The organism is Holdemanella sp., from assembly GCF_056804935.1.
Genome location: NZ_DBMEXE010000012.1, coordinates 1 through 18,284, shown reverse-complemented (window position 1 = coordinate 18,284; position 18,284 = coordinate 1). Strand labels below are relative to the sequence as shown.

Genomic DNA, 18,284 nt, shown 5'->3' with positions numbered 1-18,284 from the left:
AATAAACATTATAAGAATACATATAAAGATACAAACTTTGTTCTTTATCAAAAATATACATACGAAGATGCCTGTCGCTTATTAAATTGGCAACACAATGAAGTTCCATTAAATATTGGCGGATACAAATATGATCAAACAACCAAAACATTCCCTGTCTTTATCAATTATGACAAGGCAAACGACATTCAAGATACCATCAAATATGAAGATCATTTTATCAATGAAAGTCAATTGATTGCGATATCCAAATCCGGAAGAACCACAAGCAGTGATGACGTACAAAACTTCTTGTACGCCAAAGAAAGAGGGATTGAAGTTCATTTGTTTGTGCGAAAGAACAAAGATGATAAAACAAGCAAAGAATTCTATTATCTAGGCCATATGCAAGCAGAGATAGATAAGACCAAACAGTTTGTGATGCCCAACACGCAAAAAACAGCCGTCGAAATCTTATGGCAATTGGATACACCCGTAAGAGAAGACATTTATCGATACATTGTAGAGGAGTGATTTTTTGAAAACAATACACGTAGTAGCTGCCATTATTAAAGATGAAAATAAAATATTCGCCACCCAAAGAGGTTATGGCGAATTTAAAGACGGATGGGAATTTCCTGGAGGAAAAGTAGAACCCAATGAAACAAGTAGACAAGCCATTGTTCGTGAAATCAAAGAAGAATTAGATACAACCATTCAAGTCGAAGAATACTTTGATACAGTCGAATATGACTACCCAACCTTCCACCTATCCATGGAATGTTTCATTTGTACAATTCTTGAAGGAAATTTAACTCTATTAGAACACGAATCTGCAAAATGGCTTACTAAAGACACATTAGACTTAGTAGATTGGCTACCTGCAGATTTAGGATTAATCGCTAAACTAAAAGAAATATTATAATCCCATACAACATTTTATTTATGTTAAAAGCATCTATTTTTACTTTATATAAAGATATGATTCAACTGTCAAATAAATTTCAAATCAATTAAAATCCCATACAACATTTTATTTATGTTAAAAGCATCTATTTTCACTTTATTTAAAGTGAATATTGAGATTTTTGTGTGATACAACTGTCGAAAAAAAAGAATAATTCAAACGAACTATCCTTTCTTTGGTTGAATCCAATACATACTTTCTGCGACACGAACCTTCAAACCATCCATTATCATTTCTTTCTGCTGAAAGTTAGCCAAAACATTCAAGCGATTCCAGAAAGTTCTTTCGCAAGTGGATTTTCCATCAATAAAACATTCCATTTTGCGTCTCCCTCGACGTCTATCATAGAATATTATGAATCCGCTTACAAGTCTTGACTTTATTTATTTTTATGATTCGTTATTTTACTGAAATAACTGTGTATCCCGCATTTGTCACGGCATCACTCAACATCTGATCTGTGACATTCTCAGTGCAGTTTAATGTAGCTGTTTTTTCATCTAAACTAACCACTACATCACTTACACCTTCTACTTTACTTAAGGCATCCTTTACATGTGCCACACAATGCATGCACATCATACCATCTACTGTTACTACTTTTTTCATTTTCTTTTCCTCCTTATATTCAACGGGAATATAACCCGCATCTTCAACCGCTTGTCTTAAAGCCACCTTATTTACTTGTTGCACATAGTCAATATCGGCCTTACCCAAATTATAATCCACATGAACTTCTTTTACATTTGGAACCTTCTTTAAAGCATCCTCTACTAACCATGCACAATGTCCACAAGACATACCATCAATATGCATTGTGTACGTTTTGACTTCTTCACTTTGAACTTTAGGTTTAAAATAACGAAGTCGCAATGCGTTTGTGACAACACAAACACTACTCAAAGACATACATGCAGAACCAATCATTGGTGATAATCGAAGTCCAAATGCCGGATACAATAGGCCTGCCGCAACTGGAATTCCTAGAATGTTATAGAAGAAAGCCCAGAATAAATTCATCTTGATATTCTTGATGACATCATTTGATAAATCGATTGCCGTCACTACATCCAATAAAGAGCTTTTCATCAAAATCACATCCGCACTATCCAAGGCAATATCGGTTCCAGCACCAATCGCAACCCCAATATCAGCACGCATTAATGCAGGCGCATCATTGATACCATCACCCACCATCATAACCTTCTTACCTTGTTCTTGAAGCTTACGAATTACACTCTCCTTATCTTGTGGCAACACATCACTAATCACTTCATCCACACTTAAAGATTTACCAATCGCATTCGCTGTTGTTTGATTGTCTCCAGTCAACATAACCACACGCATATTCTTCTTTTTAAATTGTTCTAATGCAACCTGACTCGTACTACGAATGGTATCCGCCACACTAATTAAACCGATCACATTTTGATCTTTCACAAAAATCAATGGAGTTTGACCTAAACTTGCATAAGCATCTAAGTCTGATAAAACATTTTGATTTATTTGAATATTTTTCTCTTCTAATAACCTTTTATTTCCTGCTAAATACACATGTCCATTTAGCTTAGCCTGAATACCACGACCCGAAATGTTTGTGAATTGTTCAGGTTGTTGAAGCTTTATATTTTTATCTTTCGCATACTCCACAATGGCCTGTCCCAAAGGATGTAAAGAACCACTCTCTAAGCTTGCCGCCATTGAAATAAAGTCATTCATACTAATATTTGTATATACCTTAACACCTTGAACACTTGGCTTTCCTGAAGTAATCGTACCCGTCTTATCCAATACAATCGTATCAATCGAATGTAGCTGTTCTAATATGGCAGCCGACTTAATTAAAATCCCATTTTCCGCAGCCTTACCCGTACCTACCATAATCGCAACTGGCGTAGCTAAACCTAAGGCACAAGGACAAGAAATTACAAGTACACTAATCGCATTGGATAACGCAAATTGAATCGTTTGACCAATGATCAACCATGCGACAAATGTAATCAATGCGATTAAAATCACAACTGGAACAAACACTCCACTCACTTTATCTGCCAAACGAGCAATAGGGGCCTTTGAATTACCTGCATCATCGACTAGCTGAATGATCTTAGCCAAAGTTGTATCTTCACCTACTTTTTCAGCCTCAAACTGAAAAGTACCATTCTCATTCATAGTAGCTGAAATAACTGAATCCCCTACATTCTTTTCTACCGGAAGACTCTCACCCGTAATCGCCGACTGATCCACATAACCTGTACCCGAAATGACTTTACCATCTACTGGAATTCTTTGTCCCGGACGAATTACAACTACATCATGAATTCGAATACTTTCACTCGATACAACAATTTCTTTACCATCCCTTAAAATTGTCGCATTTTTTGGTGCTAAGTCCACCAACTTGTCTAAGGCATCACTCGTTTTTGCCTTGGATCTACACTCCAAATACTTTCCAACACTAACCAAAGTCACAATTGTTGCGGCCGACTCAAAGTATAAAGAGTGCATTGCCATATGGGCCATTTCCATATTCTGCACACCAAAATAATAGGCCATCTGATAAATACCGACCAAGCCATACACAAAGCTTGCACCTGAACCCATCGCAACTAAAGAATCCATGTTTGCCGACTTTTTAATTAAAGCCTTAAAACCAGTAATAAAGAAATGTCTTTGAATAAACAATATAAATAGACATAGAATCAGCTGTGTTAAGGCTGAAACCATCATCCATTCCATACCCTCTAAAATAGGAAGGCCCACCATAGGACCCATCGCAATTAGAAGTAAAGGAACCAATAAAACTAAACTCAAAGTCAATCTTTGTTTAGCACTTCTTTGATCCGATTCCACTCGATTCTGACGATTCTGCCATTCTTTGCGAACCTCTGTCTTTTGACCATGCACACTAGCTCCATAGCCAATCTGTTTTACAGCTTCACAAATCGTTTGTTCATTCACCTTATCTTGATCAAATTCAACCTTCATTGAATTCGATAATAAAGAGACATCACAATGACTCACACCATCTAACTTACTCACAACACGAGTTACATTAGCCTGACAAGCCGCACATGTCATGCCTGTCACATCAAACTTTTCTTCCATTAAAACCACCTACTTTAACTTCTTTACTAAATCCATAACCTCACTCATGATTTCTGTATTTCCATTTTGCACATCCTCAACAACACACGTATTTAAGTGTTCCTGCAAAACAATGTATCCAAATGCCTGCAAAGCACTCTCTACAGCCGCTACCTGCACTAAGATGTCGCCACAATAACGATTCTCCTTCAACATATTCTCAATTCCATTCAATTGTCCTACCATACGATGAAGACGATTCGTCAATTGTTTGATTTCTTTCTCATCTCTAGGCTTATGCTTTTTATGACAACACTCACTCATTGATCTCACCTCGACATAATGATATACCCCCTATAGGTATATTTCAAGTGATATGATTTGTGGCATAATAAAAGAAAGGAAAAAACTCTATGAAATATAATTATTACGTGTACCTGCCAAGAATTGGAACCATTCTTGTCATGTTTTTAACGTGCAGTGCACTCTTCTCAAAAGAAATCTTTTTTAATATCATATACCTTGTTTTTGTCGTGCTCTTTAGCCAAATTCTATTTATATATGAAAAAAGACTATTAAAAAACAATGAACCACAATACGAAAAAATCAGTTTTCGCGATTCATTGTTGATGTATCCCATTCTATTAAAAATTGAACTATTCCTATTTGCGATTGTCAGCCTATTTAGTATATTGATCCTTCTATGCATCAATAAAACCATTATGGCACTAATCACATTTGGAGTTATCACAATTATTATTTCACTCTATTTCAATATGCGAAGGCACTAGTAAACGTCATTAAAGAGTAAGACAGTTCTGATTTTATCGTCTTACTCTCCTTTTTATTTTTTGAATAATTATAAACATTTTTTATCTATACTTCTCTAAGTTGCTTTAAATATATCATTGCTCATTTTACTTGGTTTATCTCCAACTGGACTCATGCCGTGCCCGCACACATTAAAAGCGAACCCTACCATTATTAGGATAGTGATTCGCTCGTTTGATCTGCTTTTTCTGTTTGCCGCAACATGCGATATCCAACCCCCACATGCGTCTGAATATATTTAGGATTTGAAGTGTCTGGCTCAATCTTTTTACGCAATGTAGCCATAAACACACGAAGACTTGGAGTCTCTGTACCCTGAACGCTTCCCCACACTTCTTGCATGATATAATTATGTGTTAAAACCTTATCGGTATTTTTAGCTAAAACGCACAACAATTTATATTCAATTGGTGTTAAATGGATTTCATGCCCATTCTCATATACACACCCCTGCGCATAGTTGATTGTCAAATTTCCATTTTCATATACACTCTCATTTACACTTATGGTCTGACTATTATTCAATCTTCGAATCGTTACACGAAGTCTAGCCAACAATTCATCTACTGAAAATGGTTTTGTCAAATAATCATCGGCCCCTAAATCTAAAGCTTTCACTTTATCTTGATCTTCACTTCTTGCCGAAACCACAATAATTGGAATATTTGACCAAGAACGAACCTTCTTTATAACTTCCAAACCATCCATATCCGGTAAACCTAAGTCTAGAAGCATAATGTCAGGATTATAAGAAAGCACATTCATGATTCCTTGCTTCGCTGTTTTTGCCAGACGAAACTGATAATTTTCCATCTCTAGAGTTGTCGTAATCAAATTCCCAACCGCAATATCATCTTCAATTACTAAAATTTGAACTCTATTCATACAACTTTACCTCCACTGCATCCAATACAAACTTAAAACAAGCTCCATGAGGCGTTACATTCTCAACCCAAATCTTACCACCGTGCGATTGAATAATAGATTTACACAAAGATAGACCTAGACCCATGCCACGTCTTGTATCTCCACCTCGATTGTTTTCCGTATAGAACATCTCAAACAATTGATCTGGATGTAAAACACCATTTCCATCATCTTGAACTTCAATTAAAATTTTATCCTCAACCCGCCTAGCATTCAAAGAAATATTTGAATTTTCAGGCGTATATTTGATCGCATTATTTATTAAATTCACTAAAACCTGAATAATCAAGCGTGCATCCATATTAGCCATCAATAAATCATCCTCTAAATGCATAGAAATATTATGTTTACGTTTATTACGACCCAAATGATGAATGGCCTCTCTAAAAATATCCTCAATCATTTCTGGTTGTAAATTCAACTGCATCGTACCATTTTCAATTCTCGTTATAAACAATAAGTTTTCCACCAAATCATACAACCACATCGCATCATTATAAATATCTTGATACAATTCCTTCTTCTTTTCTTGTGAAAACGCATTCTCGTTTTCCAACAATAAACCGGCATTGCCTGAAATACTAGTCAGTGGCGTTCTTAAATCATGCGAAATCATACGTAATAAATCGGCTCGCAACGCCTCTTGTTTGGCTTGCTGCTCAATTTTTAGATTTTCTAAACGAATCATTTCCTTCTCTAAAGCCATACCACACTCGTCCAATATCGCAAGCCACAAATTTTTTTCAAAAGAATCTATCTTATCTTTTAATACAATTCCAACCACACCTAACACTTCGTGCGTTCCATTAATAGGTAAATATAAACACATCGAATCCGAATGATAACTCGTTGTCTTTCCAGCCTCATGCCTATTTTTATAAACCCAAGCCACAATATCCGTTTCTACAGGACACTGTCCTAATAGAATAGGCTCATCATTATGTGGATACAACACTAAATCCGTATCCAATAATTTATGCAGCTGTTTTAACATCGAAGCATAGATCGCATTCATATCATTCGCCTTTTGAAGCATCTGGCTCATCTCCAATAAGACTTGCGTACGATACACTTGTTTGGCATTTTCGAAAGATTGTTTCTTTAATCTTGTCATTAATGAACTAGATGACATGGCCACCACAAACATAACAATATATGTCGTAATATAGCTTGGATCACTCAACAAAGAAAAGTAGGGGTATGTAAAGAAAAAGTTAAAGCATAACACTGAAAATAAAGACGCCAACAAACTATAGATATATCCACTTGTCCAAATGGATACAAATACAATGCCCAAGATATAGATCATAATAGGCGTTGTAATCAAAAATTGAAAGTGCATAAATCCCTTGCCAATAAGCGTACAAAGAAAAAGAATCCCCATCATTTTTAATGTATCTTTCAATGAAAAACTCAAAAGATTAAAATTAAAATGAAACATGCGACGATAATCCTGCGGATAATTCACAGAATATATATCAATATCTTTCAACTTAAACAATGCTTGTTTCGCCAAATTTTTTTCTAAAACAACACAATCCACCTGAGAAACACCCACATATTCCACAAGCTGAGGCAATACATCCTGTCCATAAAGAATCGTTACTTTTGCCCCTTTACTCTCCGCATACTTAATATTTTCACGTAAACAACTCTTTGATGCCGCACTTGCCCCCTCATATTTTGGAGTTTGCACAAAAATAGCACTCAATACTGCATGATTGCTTTTCGCAATTTGAGCTCCCTTATCAATAACTCTAGAATTATATTTAGAAGCCGATAAACATATTAATACATTCGCCATAAAGCTAGTATAACACAAGCCCACAAAGAATCATTCATCTTAACATTGTCTTAACATAGTGTTAGAATACTTTATGGAATCTTAATACAGACTAGTGTAGAATGTTTTAAGATATTAGAATAGGTGGTTTTATGTTTAAAAAACGTATGAAACGCATTACCCCAGGACAAATGATCATCCTCAGTTTTGCGACTATGATATTTATCGGTGCCTGCCTGCTTATGCTTCCATTTTCCACAAACGATGGTAAGGGCGCACCATTTTTAGATGCATTATTCACTTCAACCAGTGCCTCCTGCGTAACCGGACTGATTATGCATGACACAGCACAATATTGGTCCCCATTTGGACAACTCATTATCTTGATTCTGATTCAAATTGGAGGTATGGGCGTCATTACGATGGCCATTCTACTCTTTGTTCTTGGAGGCAAGAAAATTGGTTTTAAACAAAGATATTTTATGCAACAATCTATTTCTGCCCCAAAACTAGGGGGTATTATCCGAAACACAAAATGGATTCTAAAAGCTGCATTATGCGTCGAAGCACTAGGTGCCATCTTATTAGGCATACGCTTCTTACCGCGTTTTGGACTTGTCAAAGGCCTATGGTATTCCATATTCCATTCCATCTCTGCCTTTTGTAACGCAGGCTTTGATTTAATGGGCACAAACCAAGCTTACTCATCTTTAACAGGATATGCCGGTGATATTTTAGTATCCAACGTCATTGCAGCACTTATCGTACTTGGTGGTTTAGGCTTCTTTGTCTGGAAAGATGTTGTTCAATACAAACGTCATTTGCACAAATATTCCTTACAATCCAAAGTTGTGCTATTTACGACAGCCACTTTATTAATTATTAGTACACTCTACTTCTACATCAATGACTTTAGCCATTGGAATATGCGTCTAGCCGATCAAATCAACGTTTCCATTTTCCAAGCCGTATCCCCAAGAACAGCCGGCTTTAATACGATTGATTTAAACAAAATGAATCAAAGCAGTATCCTCTTTATGACACTATTAATGTTGATAGGAGGAAGTCCACAAGGTACGGCCGGAGGATTTAAAACAACAACATTAGCCGTATTGATTCTTAGTATTCGTGCTGTATTCAATCATAAACAAAACCCACAATGTTTTGGAAGAAGAATTTCCATGGACACATTAAACAATGCTACAGCCTTATTTATGTTATTTATGGTATTATTCTTTACAGGAGCACTCCTTATTTCGGCCTTCGATCAACTACCCATTCTTGACGCCCTATTTGAAGCGGCCTCTGCCATTGGAACCGTTGGACTTACATTAGGAATCACACCCACACTATCAAGTGCATCACATTGTATTTTAATTTTCTTGATGTTCTTTGGAAGAGTTGGAGGCTTAACTTTACTTTTAGCCATTTCAAAACATCAAGTTGTCGCAAACGCAAATTTACCACAAGAAAATATCACAATTGGATAACAGGAGGAACATATGAAATCAGTATTAATTATTGGTATGGGACGTTTTGGACGTCACATGGCACAAAAACTATATGATTTAGGGCATGACGTTTTAGCCATTGATAAAAATGAAGAAAAAATCAACAAAGTATTATCTTATGTCACGAATGCACAAATTGGAGATTCTACCGACGAAAGTTTTATTGACTCACTAGGCGTATCGAACTTTGATCTTTGCGTTGTAGCCATTGGAGATGACTTTCAAAGTTCACTCGAAACAACAGCCCTATTAAAAGATTATGGATCAAAACTTGTTGTCGCAAGAGCCGTACGCGATGTACACGCTAAATTCTTATTGCGCAATGGAGCCGATGAAGTTGTATATCCTGAAAAACAAATTGGTAACTGGGCCGCCGTACGTTTTTCAAGCGAAAACATCTTTGACTACGTACAACTTACTCCAGAATATTCCATTTATGAAATTGCCGTACCAACCGCTTGGATTGGAAAAACCATGTTAGAACTCGATATTCGTAGAAAATACCATATCAACATTCTAGCTACCAAAATCAATGGAATTCTAGACCCACTTCCAAGTGCTGAACATACTTTCCAGGAATCCGAAAACATTCTTATTCTTGCGCAAAATTCAGACGTACAAAAATTCCTTCGTTTTTAATGAAATCTTAACATGACGCCTCATTCTTTTACACCGTTTAAACATTTAAAATTCTACAATAAAGGTGTAAGAAAGAGGCGATTATTTATGTTAGGAATTTTATCAATAGGATCCGTAATCTACATTTCTTTCTTAGTCCCACGACTCTTAAATCACATCTTAAATATCACTCACCATTAATGTATGCCACGAGCATACCAATTATCCCCATTTTTAAGTTATAAATATACTTAAGAAAGGGGATTTTATTATTATGAAAACATGGAAACTAGTCAGTGGAATCATTTCCATTGTATTAAGTGTATTTGTCGTATTCCAAAGTATGATAGCAGGCCTTGCAAACGCACTAGAAGAAAGTGGACAAGTAAGTGGCAGTGCAGGACTTGTTGTTAGTATATGCATGCTTTGTGGAGGAATTGTATCGATTGTATCTAGAAAGAATAATTCAAAAGGAACCAACATTGCACTTCTAATTCTATTTAGTTTAGCTACATTAACAGGCTTTGTACTTGCAGGAAACTATTCAGACCTATATATTTGGTCAGCATGGTGCTTGATCAATGCAGTACTTGCCTTCATCTCATTAAGAAAAGGTGCCAGTAAAATCTGACACCTTTTGAAAACGCTTTACTTATCAAATAAATAGATGCTTTTACACATTTTTCCGCACTTTTTAGTATTGCTTTTGCACATTTTTCCGAGGTTATTAGTACCTTTTTTACACATTTTTTCTGAAGCATAAAAAAAGACAGCAATTAAGCTGCCTATCTTACCATATCACGAGTGATGTCTTTTAAGCTTTTAGCCCCACACATCTCCATAGTATCTTGAAGTTCACTGCCAAGTTTATCCACTAAGACTTGAATACCTTCTTCTTTTGCTCCATAGATCGCATTCACAAATGGACGAGCTACAATGACAGCATCCGCACCTAATGCCAAAGCCTTAAAGATATCGACACCATTACGAAGTCCACCATCCACAAAGATTTTCATACTGCCATCTACAGCTTTTACAATCTCTTCGAGTACTTCAGCAGTTGCAGGCGTCTGATCTTGAACTCGACCACCATGATTCGAAACCACAATTGCACTAGCTCCCGCTTTTTTTGCCTTTAAAGCCCCCTTCACACTCATAACACCCTTCACAATAAATGGTACAGGTGTATTTGAAATGATTGCCTTTAATTGTTCTGTATTCATTCTTCCTGCAGGAGGCTGACACCCCTTTAAGAAAGGAAGTCCAGCTGCATCTACATCCATAGCTACCGCAAAGGCATTACTGTTTAAAGCTAAATTTAGCTTTTCCAAATAAGTCTCTAAGCTCCAAGGTTTAACGGTTGGAATACCATACCCATTATTCTCTTTAATAATTCGTGTCGCATTTTCCATTATACTAGGATCTTTTCCATCTCCTGTAAACGCACAAATGCCAGCTTCTATACAACCTTTTACTAAGATATCATTATATCCATTATCATCATATGCATCTGAATAGTGCATGGCTACAGCTCCTACAGGACCTGCAAAAATCGAATATTTAAATGTATGACCAAATAGTTCTAATTCTGTACTTACTGGCTCATTATCTGTAATTGTATCCATATTTACACGAATGTTTTTCCAAGCATCATAGTTACGCATCGCAACATCCCCAATCCCTTTAGCACCAGGACCTGGAATCGTATTTCGACATGCCTTTCCATCACATACAGGACAAGACTTACATAATTTTGTCCCCATCACTTCACGACTTTTTTCCATCAATTCCATATAATTCATAATCATTCCTCCATTACATTCGCTATAACTAAACCTAATATTCCGGCTACCAGTTTCACAACCACAAACCAAGTCACACTTGCAGGATTGACTGAGGCAATAAAACCGAGTTGTCCGCCAAACACAAAAGCCCCACTCAATGAAAAGGCAGCATTTAAAATCTTGCCCTTCTTATTCATCTTACTAAATAAAGGAAGCATCGCAATACTTGTTCCAAAAGATAAGATAATTCCCATGACCGAATACTTATTAATATTTAATATTTGACCTACTCTTTCAATCTGACTCGAAAACTTTCTTAATACAATTTCACAAAATACTAAAGAACCACACACAATAATACTCATTTGAAATACAATGCGTAGTGCTTCATTGATTAATGTCACATTTGTGAAGTTCATATTGAAAAAGAAGGTTAGACAAACTAGAAAAAAGAAAATATACCCAAGCATTTGTACTAATTTAGAAAATACGGTTAATACCACAATTAATGTTTTAAATGAAATAAAAAATAAACCAATCAAAATAGCACAAATAAGAATTACGGGTAAAAACACAATCAAAAAATGATCAATATGCAATAAAAAGCCACAACCAATAAGAATAGGTAATAAACCTAAAATACCATACACAACTCCTTTTAAATAGTGATTCAAATCATCTTTATCCAGTTCATTTAAAAAGATTGGCAATTGAAAACTAATCAAGCACCCCAAAGTAGATGTTAATAATACACCACAGAAAATCAAGATATTATCTGCATGTGTCATAGACTCTATAATGGAATAGCCTCCAAGATCTGGCGCCAACAAACTCGAAATAATCATTTCTTTATTTTCAAATAAAGTGGCATGACCATTTAAAAACGCAATCGCAATACAATAAAAGCCTCCTACGCTCATCATAAAATCGCCCATCGTTATAATGCCTCGATCAAAAGAAGTGGCTAGTCCAAGTCGATTCTTAAACATCTTGTCAAATAAGCCTAAAGCGGCAAAGCATAATAAAATAAAAATAATCGGATTCATGCATTCATTCTATTATAATAATGAAAAAAAGTCGAAGAAAATTTCTTCGACTAATGTGCGTTACTTGCTGCAACTTTTACTCTAGACCACAAATCCGCAATGATCTTACGTGTAGTTTCATCATATTGGAATACTTCATCTTTATCGTAACCAGCACGAGGTGTATATGCGTTGATACCATCATAATCTCCGCCTTTACCACCAAGTTCTTCCGTAACTTCTTTATTTGGTGAAGTATATCCAACATAACTCGAATTATCCATAGCTGCATCATAGCTTGTAATATAACGAATAAACTCATTCGCAAGCTTAGGATTCTTCGCATTCTTAGGAATAACCATCGCATCTGACCATAAGTTTGTTCCACTCTTTGGCATATAGAATCCCATATTTTCATTTTCTGACATGACATAAGCCGCATCTCCAGAATAAATAAGTCCTAAAGCCTTTCTAGCCTGTGCCATATTATCAATAATTTCATCTGTTACAATTTCTGGATCCATTGTCTGAACACATTGAATCAACCAGTTATATGCATCATTCAGTTCATCTTGACTTGTCGTATTCATTGAATAACCAAGAGCTTTTAATGCCATCATGAATGAATCTCTTTCTGAATCATATAGATAGATATCTCCCTTAAATTTCTGATCTAAGAAAATATCCCATCCATCTTTTTCCAAATCTTCTTCAGATACTTTTGTCTTATCGTATACGATACCAACAGTACCCCAGAAATAAGGAATTGAATATTCATTCTTTGGATCATACGGAAGACCTTTTATCGCATCCACCAATTCACCTAAACATTCTTTGCGAGTTTCTGGCTCTAATTTTTGAAGCATTTTTTCCTGCATCATTCTTTGAATCATATAATCACTTGGAACCAATACATCATACGCATCGCCATTGGCAACCTTAATATACATCTGTTCGTTTGAATCAAAGTTATCCATGATAACCTTAGCTCCCGTTAACTCTTCAAAACCTGAAATGATATTTTCACCTGTATATTCACCCCAGTTATATACATGTAAAGTTTGTCCTGCATAAGGCTGACTACCAGCTGATTTATTCAAGCCAAATAAAGAGGCCACTAAACCAACTACCACAACACCCGCAACAGCCCATTTCCAAGGTTTATTTTGTTTTGAAGGGCTTGTCTTTTTACGAATCATTGGCAAGACATTCACAATTGTTAGAGTGATTGTGATCAACAATACAACCAATGTACTAATCGCATTTACACTTGGATTAATACGCTTAGACATTGTATACACCATAATACTCAAGTTCTTTACACCTTGACCCGTTACGAAATAGGAAATAACAAAATCATCAAAAGACATTGTAAACGCAATCAAAGCACCCGAAACAATACCCGGCATAATTTGTGGCACAATAACTTTCACCAAAGCTTGCCAAGGCGTAGCCCCTAGATCCATTGCAGCATCGGCCAAGTTTGGATCTAATGATTTGATCTTAGGCATAATACTCAAAATAACATATGGAATACAGAAAGCAATATGTGCTAATAATAATGTCACAAATCCCTTTTCAATTTGGAAAGTAATAAATAGAAGCATCAATCCAATGGCAGTAACAATTTCAGGGTTCATGATTGGAAAATCATTGACCTGACTGACAAAAGCACGCAATACTTTCTTTGACTTTGATAAACCAATCGCCGTAATCGTACCAATGATTGTAGAAATAATTGTTGCCAATAAGGCAATAATAATTGTGACATACAAAGATTCCATCATACCGTGGTTTTTAAGCATAGCCTCATACCAACATAATGAGAACCCTGTAAAGTGTGTTAACGATTTTGAACTATTGAAGGAAAAAATAATCATGAATAATATTGGCGCATAAAAGAACACCAATAATAAAGCCATGCCTACTTTACCTAATACTCTCTTATCTTTCGACATGCCTATTTTTCCTCCTTATTACGCTCTTCCAATTTCCTTACAAGCATCATTAGAAGCATCATGATCATAGCCATGATCATTGAGATAGCTGAACCAAAGTTCCATTCTCCCACAGTAATGAATTGGTTTTCAATGACGTTACCAATCAAGAAGAATTGTCCTCCACCCAATAATTTAGGAATGAAGAATGAACTTACAGCTGGCAAGAACACTAATGTGATACCTGAAACTACGCCCGGTAATGAAAGTGGGAAAATAACCTTCCAAAACGTTTGGAATTTATTGGCCCCCAAATCCTGAGCCGCCTCTAATAAAGATTTATCCATCTTCGTTAAAGCCGTGTTGATCTGCAGAATCATAAATGGCAAGAAGTTATACACCATACCAATCAATACAGCAGCTTCTGTATATAAAAGTTCTGTATGAATTCCAAACAAGCCTAAAAAGCTACTAATAATTCCATCACTTGATAAAATACCAATCCATGCATATGTTCTTACAAGCATGTTGATCCATGTAGGAAGAGTAATCGCAAGAACTAAGATTTGTTGAACTTTAGGACTATTCTTAGAAATAAAGTATGCGATTGGATATCCGATCAACAAACAAATAATGGTTGTCTTAATGGCAATCCATAAAGAACGCCATAAAATCAACAAGAAATCTTTGTCTGTAAAAAAACGAACATAGTTATCTAATGTAAGCTTAAAGTGCACAATACTGTTGCCTTGCTGAATGATTGAATAAAACGCAATCAGCAACATCGGAAGCAACAACATGATGCAAGCCCACACAATATAAGGGATTGCTAATTGTTGAAATTTTTTCATTTTCTAGAATCCCATTTTCTCCATAACATGGATATCTTCCGCAAAGAAAGTAAGTCCGACCTCTTTTCCTTCCTCTACATAATCCGTTGTATGAATCTTGAATTCACGACCCGTCGTCCAGAAAGTTACCTTATAGACACCTTCCTTAATTGTTTCAGGATCAAAATCATAATCTACATCTAGATCTACTGTTTCATTTTCGTCATCCAACTTCCAGCCCTGTGCATTTGCCCAAGTCTTCAAGTCTGTATCAATAGCCATGGATTCCTTGATTTCATCCACTGTTTTAAAGAAGTTAAATGCAGAAACGGCTTCATTGGCCTTCTTGTTTTCAACAACCCTTTGATCCACAACCCAAATCTTACGCGTAATTGAAGTTTTATTGTTTGTTGAGAAAGTAACAGTATATTCTCCTACTTCCTGTTTTAAATCTGTATCAATATCGTGAATTGAAATAAACTCATCTGTTTCAGGATTCCAAGCCTGTGCATCGGCACGCGCAATGATTTCTTTATCATCAATATCCTTCATATCTTCTAAGTCTAGATAGAAGTCGTTGGCAGAAATCTTTTCTTTTCCATCTTCACTTGTGATCGCATAGTTCTTGTTTACGTGCATATTTACCGTGACATGCGTACCAGGAACCGTTTCCACCATGATTTCATAGTGAACACCCTTAAATAATACGCTCTCAACTTCACCAGTCATCTTGCCATCTTTCACATCCACAATATCAATATCTTCTGGGCGAATTACGACATCCACTGGTTCATTTTCTTTATATCCAACATCGACACAATCAAATGTAATATCATCAAAACGTACTTTCTTATCGCAAACCATACGTGCTGGAATAATATTACTTTCCCCAATGAACTTCGCAACATATTGATTGACTGGTTCATTATAAATATCTTCTGGACTACCAACCTGCTGAATCTCGCCATCCTTCATAATAACAATCTTATCTGACATTGTTAGTGCTTCTTCCTGATCATGCGTAACGAAGATAAATGTGATTCCTACTTCTTGTTGAATCTTCTTTAATTCATACTGCATTTCTTTACGAAGCTTTAAATCCAACGCACTCAAAGGTTCATCCAACAATAATACGCTTGGCTCATTAACTAAGGCACGCGCAATCGCAACACGCTGCTGCTGACCACCAGATAGTAAAGTAACATCTTTATTTTCAAATCCTTCAAGACCAATCAACTTCAACATTTTCATGACCTTTTGATCAATAACATCCTTACTCATCTTTTTAATTTTCAATCCAAACGCAATATTGTCATACACATTCATATGAGGGAATAGTGCATATTTTTGGAAAACCGTATTCAACTCACGCTTATAGGCTGGCACTTCACAAATATCTTCTCCATTTAAGATGACTTGTCCTTCGCTAGGCTCTAAAAAGCCCCCTAAAATACGTAATAAAGTTGTTTTTCCACAACCACTAGGCCCTAATAGTGTGACAAACTCATTTTCATATATATCTAAATCAATACCCTTTAACACAACTTGACCATCAAATTCTTTTACGATGTGGCGAAATTGAATTAATTTATTCTTTTCCTGTTCCATGTATGTTCTCTCCTTGTCAATTAAAATACAGGCGGTGTAGATACCCATAATACTTTGGCATCCACACTCGATACGTTTTCTAAATAATGCCCTTCCTTACCTGTAATATAGAAGGTTTCTTTTGATTTAACTTTTAACCTTTTATTACCAACAACTAAAACAACACTACCCTTTAAAATATAGCCAAATTCCTCTCCCTCATGAGCCTTGACTTCCTGTGACTTTGCGCCCGGTTTTAAAGTCAATAAAAGAGGTTCCATCTGATTCTTCTGAGCATTAGGAATAATATATTCCGTAACCAAATCATCTTGTTCATTCACAAAAAAATCCTGCGTATGGAAAACAATCTGCTCTTCCTTGCTTGATTGAAAGAAATCTGCCAAATTGGTACCTAAAGCTTCCAATATATTCTCCAATGCAGAAATGTTTGGACTTGTTAAGTCGCGCTCTAACTGTGATAAAAAGCCTTTCGTTAATTCACTACGATTCGCAAGTTCTTCCAAAGTCAACCCATTCTGGGTTCGAAGCTCTTTTAGTTTTTTGCCTATTTTCATTCAATCACCCCTGCTTGTTTTTTATACTAAACTTTTTGTTTCATTAAAAGAACAAATCTATTATATAGGAAACCCTCAATTATGCAAGAAAAAAGAGCATTTTTTTCATGCTCTAAAGTTAAATTAATTTTACTGTTTCATATTTCTCAAACGATACAATACACAATTTGTCATAACCGCCAAATATAAAGCCTCACTCATACCTTGTGTCTGTAAAGTCAACGGATAATTATCACGAATCATAAAGTCCATGCTGATGTTTGTTCTTTGCGATATTTTTAAAATCTTATCCACATTGATCTGTCCCTCATCCCAATACTTAGCAGTATTTCTCGTTACTTCCATATATTTGCCAAATTGAGTTTGCGAAAGCGAAAAAACAACTTCCCGTATAAAACGCATACGATCACCCATATCATTTTTTAAATTGTATTCAAAATTCTTAAATTTCGAACTTCTTTTAATATCTGTAAATAGTTCGGGATGAATCAATTTCATAATATCTTGAACCTGATTCCATGTTAAGCCTTCTAAATTAATGGGCTGATTATACATTTGATCAAAGAAAATCGAATCAATGGACTGATGATTATAATCTGCAAGAATAAGCACAATACGCGTTTGCGTACGATCCTCGGAATGAATTTGCCTTCTAAAATTACGCAAAGACATATGGGCTGCTTTGGCAACTTCTTCCTCTGAAATATTATTATCTTCAATAAATTGCACAATTTGTTTCATAAAAAGACACATTTAATAAATTAGGATATAAAGCTAAAATCAACACTCATACAACGTCTTATATAAATTGACTTCTGGACATATATCTTTATTTCGAACACC

The 18,284-nt window shown here is 35.7% G+C and carries 17 protein-coding genes; 5 read left to right on the top strand and 12 right to left on the bottom strand.

Going from position 1 to position 18,284, the window contains the following annotated elements; all coding sequences use genetic code 11:
- Together ACZQCL_RS01365 and mutT are read left to right on the top strand one after the other, a co-directional pair.
- A partial coding sequence (locus tag ACZQCL_RS01365) for a DUF3427 domain-containing protein (protein ID WP_482481639.1) occupies nucleotides 1-513 on the top strand: 513 nt, incomplete at its 5' end.
- A gap of 4 nt (nucleotides 514-517) precedes the next feature.
- Nucleotides 518-904: an 8-oxo-dGTP diphosphatase MutT gene (gene mutT / locus ACZQCL_RS01360; protein ID WP_227993807.1), complete on the top strand. Its 387-nt coding sequence runs from the start codon at nucleotides 518-520 to the stop codon at nucleotides 902-904.
- A 206-nt stretch (nucleotides 905-1,110) separates the two neighbouring features.
- On the opposite strand, the gene ACZQCL_RS01355 is transcribed toward mutT, so the two are convergent.
- The 5 genes from ACZQCL_RS01355 to ACZQCL_RS01335 form a co-directional block, all read right to left on the bottom strand.
- Nucleotides 1,111-1,266, bottom strand: a complete 156-nt coding sequence (locus ACZQCL_RS01355) for a hypothetical protein (protein WP_158567598.1) — start codon at nucleotides 1,264-1,266, stop codon at nucleotides 1,111-1,113.
- A 79-nt stretch (nucleotides 1,267-1,345) separates the two neighbouring features.
- A complete protein-coding gene (locus tag ACZQCL_RS01350; protein ID WP_482481636.1) occupies nucleotides 1,346-4,054 on the bottom strand; it encodes a heavy metal translocating P-type ATPase in 2,709 nt (902 codons plus the stop codon).
- 9 nt (nucleotides 4,055-4,063) lie between these two features.
- On the bottom strand, nucleotides 4,064-4,357 hold the full coding sequence (locus ACZQCL_RS01345) for a metal-sensing transcriptional repressor (RefSeq protein ID WP_118114599.1): 294 nt from the start codon (nucleotides 4,355-4,357) through the stop codon (nucleotides 4,064-4,066).
- Nucleotides 4,358-5,017: 660 nt separating this feature from the next.
- Nucleotides 5,018-5,749 (bottom strand): response regulator, encoded by a 732-nt coding sequence (locus tag ACZQCL_RS01340; RefSeq protein WP_482481634.1) that lies wholly within the window; start codon nucleotides 5,747-5,749, stop codon nucleotides 5,018-5,020.
- The gene (locus ACZQCL_RS01335) at nucleotides 5,742-7,595 is read right to left on the bottom strand and encodes a DUF4118 domain-containing protein (RefSeq protein ID WP_482481632.1); all 1,854 of its coding nucleotides are present in this window, start codon (nucleotides 7,593-7,595) and stop codon (nucleotides 5,742-5,744) included. Before ACZQCL_RS01335 ends, ACZQCL_RS01340 begins: the two co-directional genes overlap by 8 nt.
- A gap of 131 nt (nucleotides 7,596-7,726) precedes the next feature.
- On the opposite strand from ACZQCL_RS01335, the gene ACZQCL_RS01330 reads away from it, so the two are divergent.
- The 3 genes from ACZQCL_RS01330 to ACZQCL_RS01320 all read left to right on the top strand — a co-directional run bounded on the left by ACZQCL_RS01330 (nucleotide 7,727) and on the right by ACZQCL_RS01320 (nucleotide 10,334).
- Nucleotides 7,727-9,064 (top strand): TrkH family potassium uptake protein, encoded by a 1,338-nt coding sequence (locus ACZQCL_RS01330; RefSeq protein WP_333671485.1) that lies wholly within the window; start codon nucleotides 7,727-7,729, stop codon nucleotides 9,062-9,064.
- 12 nt (nucleotides 9,065-9,076) lie between these two features.
- The gene (locus tag ACZQCL_RS01325; protein WP_227993939.1) at nucleotides 9,077-9,724 is read left to right on the top strand and encodes a potassium channel family protein; all 648 of its coding nucleotides are present in this window, start codon (nucleotides 9,077-9,079) and stop codon (nucleotides 9,722-9,724) included.
- A gap of 253 nt (nucleotides 9,725-9,977) precedes the next feature.
- On the top strand, nucleotides 9,978-10,334 hold the full coding sequence (locus ACZQCL_RS01320; protein WP_337524893.1) for a hypothetical protein: 357 nt from the start codon (nucleotides 9,978-9,980) through the stop codon (nucleotides 10,332-10,334).
- Nucleotides 10,335-10,488: 154 nt separating this feature from the next.
- Here the strand turns inward: ACZQCL_RS01320 and ACZQCL_RS01315 are convergent, their stop codons facing one another.
- The 7 genes from ACZQCL_RS01315 to ACZQCL_RS01285 form a co-directional block, all read right to left on the bottom strand.
- On the bottom strand, nucleotides 10,489-11,505 hold the full coding sequence (locus tag ACZQCL_RS01315) for an alpha-hydroxy-acid oxidizing protein (RefSeq protein ID WP_482481629.1): 1,017 nt from the start codon (nucleotides 11,503-11,505) through the stop codon (nucleotides 10,489-10,491).
- A 2-nt stretch (nucleotides 11,506-11,507) separates the two neighbouring features.
- Nucleotides 11,508-12,533, bottom strand: a complete 1,026-nt coding sequence (gene eutH / locus ACZQCL_RS01310) for an ethanolamine utilization protein EutH (RefSeq protein WP_227993934.1) — start codon at nucleotides 12,531-12,533, stop codon at nucleotides 11,508-11,510.
- A 50-nt stretch (nucleotides 12,534-12,583) separates the two neighbouring features.
- Nucleotides 12,584-14,470 carry an extracellular solute-binding protein gene (locus ACZQCL_RS01305; RefSeq protein ID WP_337532186.1) on the bottom strand — a complete coding sequence of 629 codons (1,887 nt, stop codon included), beginning with the start codon at nucleotides 14,468-14,470 and terminating at the stop codon, nucleotides 12,584-12,586.
- A gap of 2 nt (nucleotides 14,471-14,472) precedes the next feature.
- Nucleotides 14,473-15,300 (bottom strand): ABC transporter permease, encoded by an 828-nt coding sequence (locus ACZQCL_RS01300; protein WP_117925107.1) that lies wholly within the window; start codon nucleotides 15,298-15,300, stop codon nucleotides 14,473-14,475.
- A 3-nt stretch (nucleotides 15,301-15,303) separates the two neighbouring features.
- Entirely contained in the window at nucleotides 15,304-16,887 is a 1,584-nt protein-coding gene (locus ACZQCL_RS01295; protein WP_118114591.1) for an ABC transporter ATP-binding protein, read from the bottom strand.
- Nucleotides 16,888-16,907: 20 nt separating this feature from the next.
- A complete protein-coding gene (locus ACZQCL_RS01290; protein WP_118114590.1) occupies nucleotides 16,908-17,441 on the bottom strand; it encodes a cupin domain-containing protein in 534 nt (177 codons plus the stop codon).
- 129 nt (nucleotides 17,442-17,570) lie between these two features.
- Nucleotides 17,571-18,182, bottom strand: coding sequence for a hypothetical protein (locus ACZQCL_RS01285; protein ID WP_227993929.1), 612 nt, complete (start codon nucleotides 18,180-18,182; stop codon nucleotides 17,571-17,573).
- Between the last annotated feature and the right edge of the window lie 102 nt (nucleotides 18,183-18,284).

Bases quoted from the DNA above. Each gene is read 5' to 3' on its own strand.
- ACZQCL_RS01355 (WP_158567598.1), bottom strand. From the start codon at position 1,266: ATGGAATGTTTTATTGATGGAAAATCCACTTGCGAAAGAACTTTCTGG.
- ACZQCL_RS01350 (WP_482481636.1), bottom strand. From the start codon at position 4,054: ATGGAAGAAAAGTTTGATGTGACAGGCATGACATGTGCGGCTTGTCAG.
- ACZQCL_RS01345 (WP_118114599.1), bottom strand. From the start codon at position 4,357: ATGAGTGAGTGTTGTCATAAAAAGCATAAGCCTAGAGATGAGAAAGAA.
- ACZQCL_RS01340 (WP_482481634.1), bottom strand. From the start codon at position 5,749: ATGAATAGAGTTCAAATTTTAGTAATTGAAGATGATATTGCGGTTGGG.
- ACZQCL_RS01335 (WP_482481632.1), bottom strand. From the start codon at position 7,595: ATGGCGAATGTATTAATATGTTTATCGGCTTCTAAATATAATTCTAGA.
- ACZQCL_RS01330 (WP_333671485.1), top strand. From the start codon at position 7,727: ATGTTTAAAAAACGTATGAAACGCATTACCCCAGGACAAATGATCATC.
- ACZQCL_RS01325 (WP_227993939.1), top strand. From the start codon at position 9,077: ATGAAATCAGTATTAATTATTGGTATGGGACGTTTTGGACGTCACATG.
- ACZQCL_RS01320 (WP_337524893.1), top strand. From the start codon at position 9,978: ATGAAAACATGGAAACTAGTCAGTGGAATCATTTCCATTGTATTAAGT.
- ACZQCL_RS01315 (WP_482481629.1), bottom strand. From the start codon at position 11,505: ATGAATTATATGGAATTGATGGAAAAAAGTCGTGAAGTGATGGGGACA.
- eutH (WP_227993934.1), bottom strand. From the start codon at position 12,533: ATGAATCCGATTATTTTTATTTTATTATGCTTTGCCGCTTTAGGCTTA.
- ACZQCL_RS01305 (WP_337532186.1), bottom strand. From the start codon at position 14,470: ATGTCGAAAGATAAGAGAGTATTAGGTAAAGTAGGCATGGCTTTATTA.
- ACZQCL_RS01300 (WP_117925107.1), bottom strand. From the start codon at position 15,300: ATGAAAAAATTTCAACAATTAGCAATCCCTTATATTGTGTGGGCTTGC.
- ACZQCL_RS01295 (WP_118114591.1), bottom strand. From the start codon at position 16,887: ATGGAACAGGAAAAGAATAAATTAATTCAATTTCGCCACATCGTAAAA.
- ACZQCL_RS01290 (WP_118114590.1), bottom strand. From the start codon at position 17,441: ATGAAAATAGGCAAAAAACTAAAAGAGCTTCGAACCCAGAATGGGTTG.
- ACZQCL_RS01285 (WP_227993929.1), bottom strand. From the start codon at position 18,182: ATGAAACAAATTGTGCAATTTATTGAAGATAATAATATTTCAGAGGAA.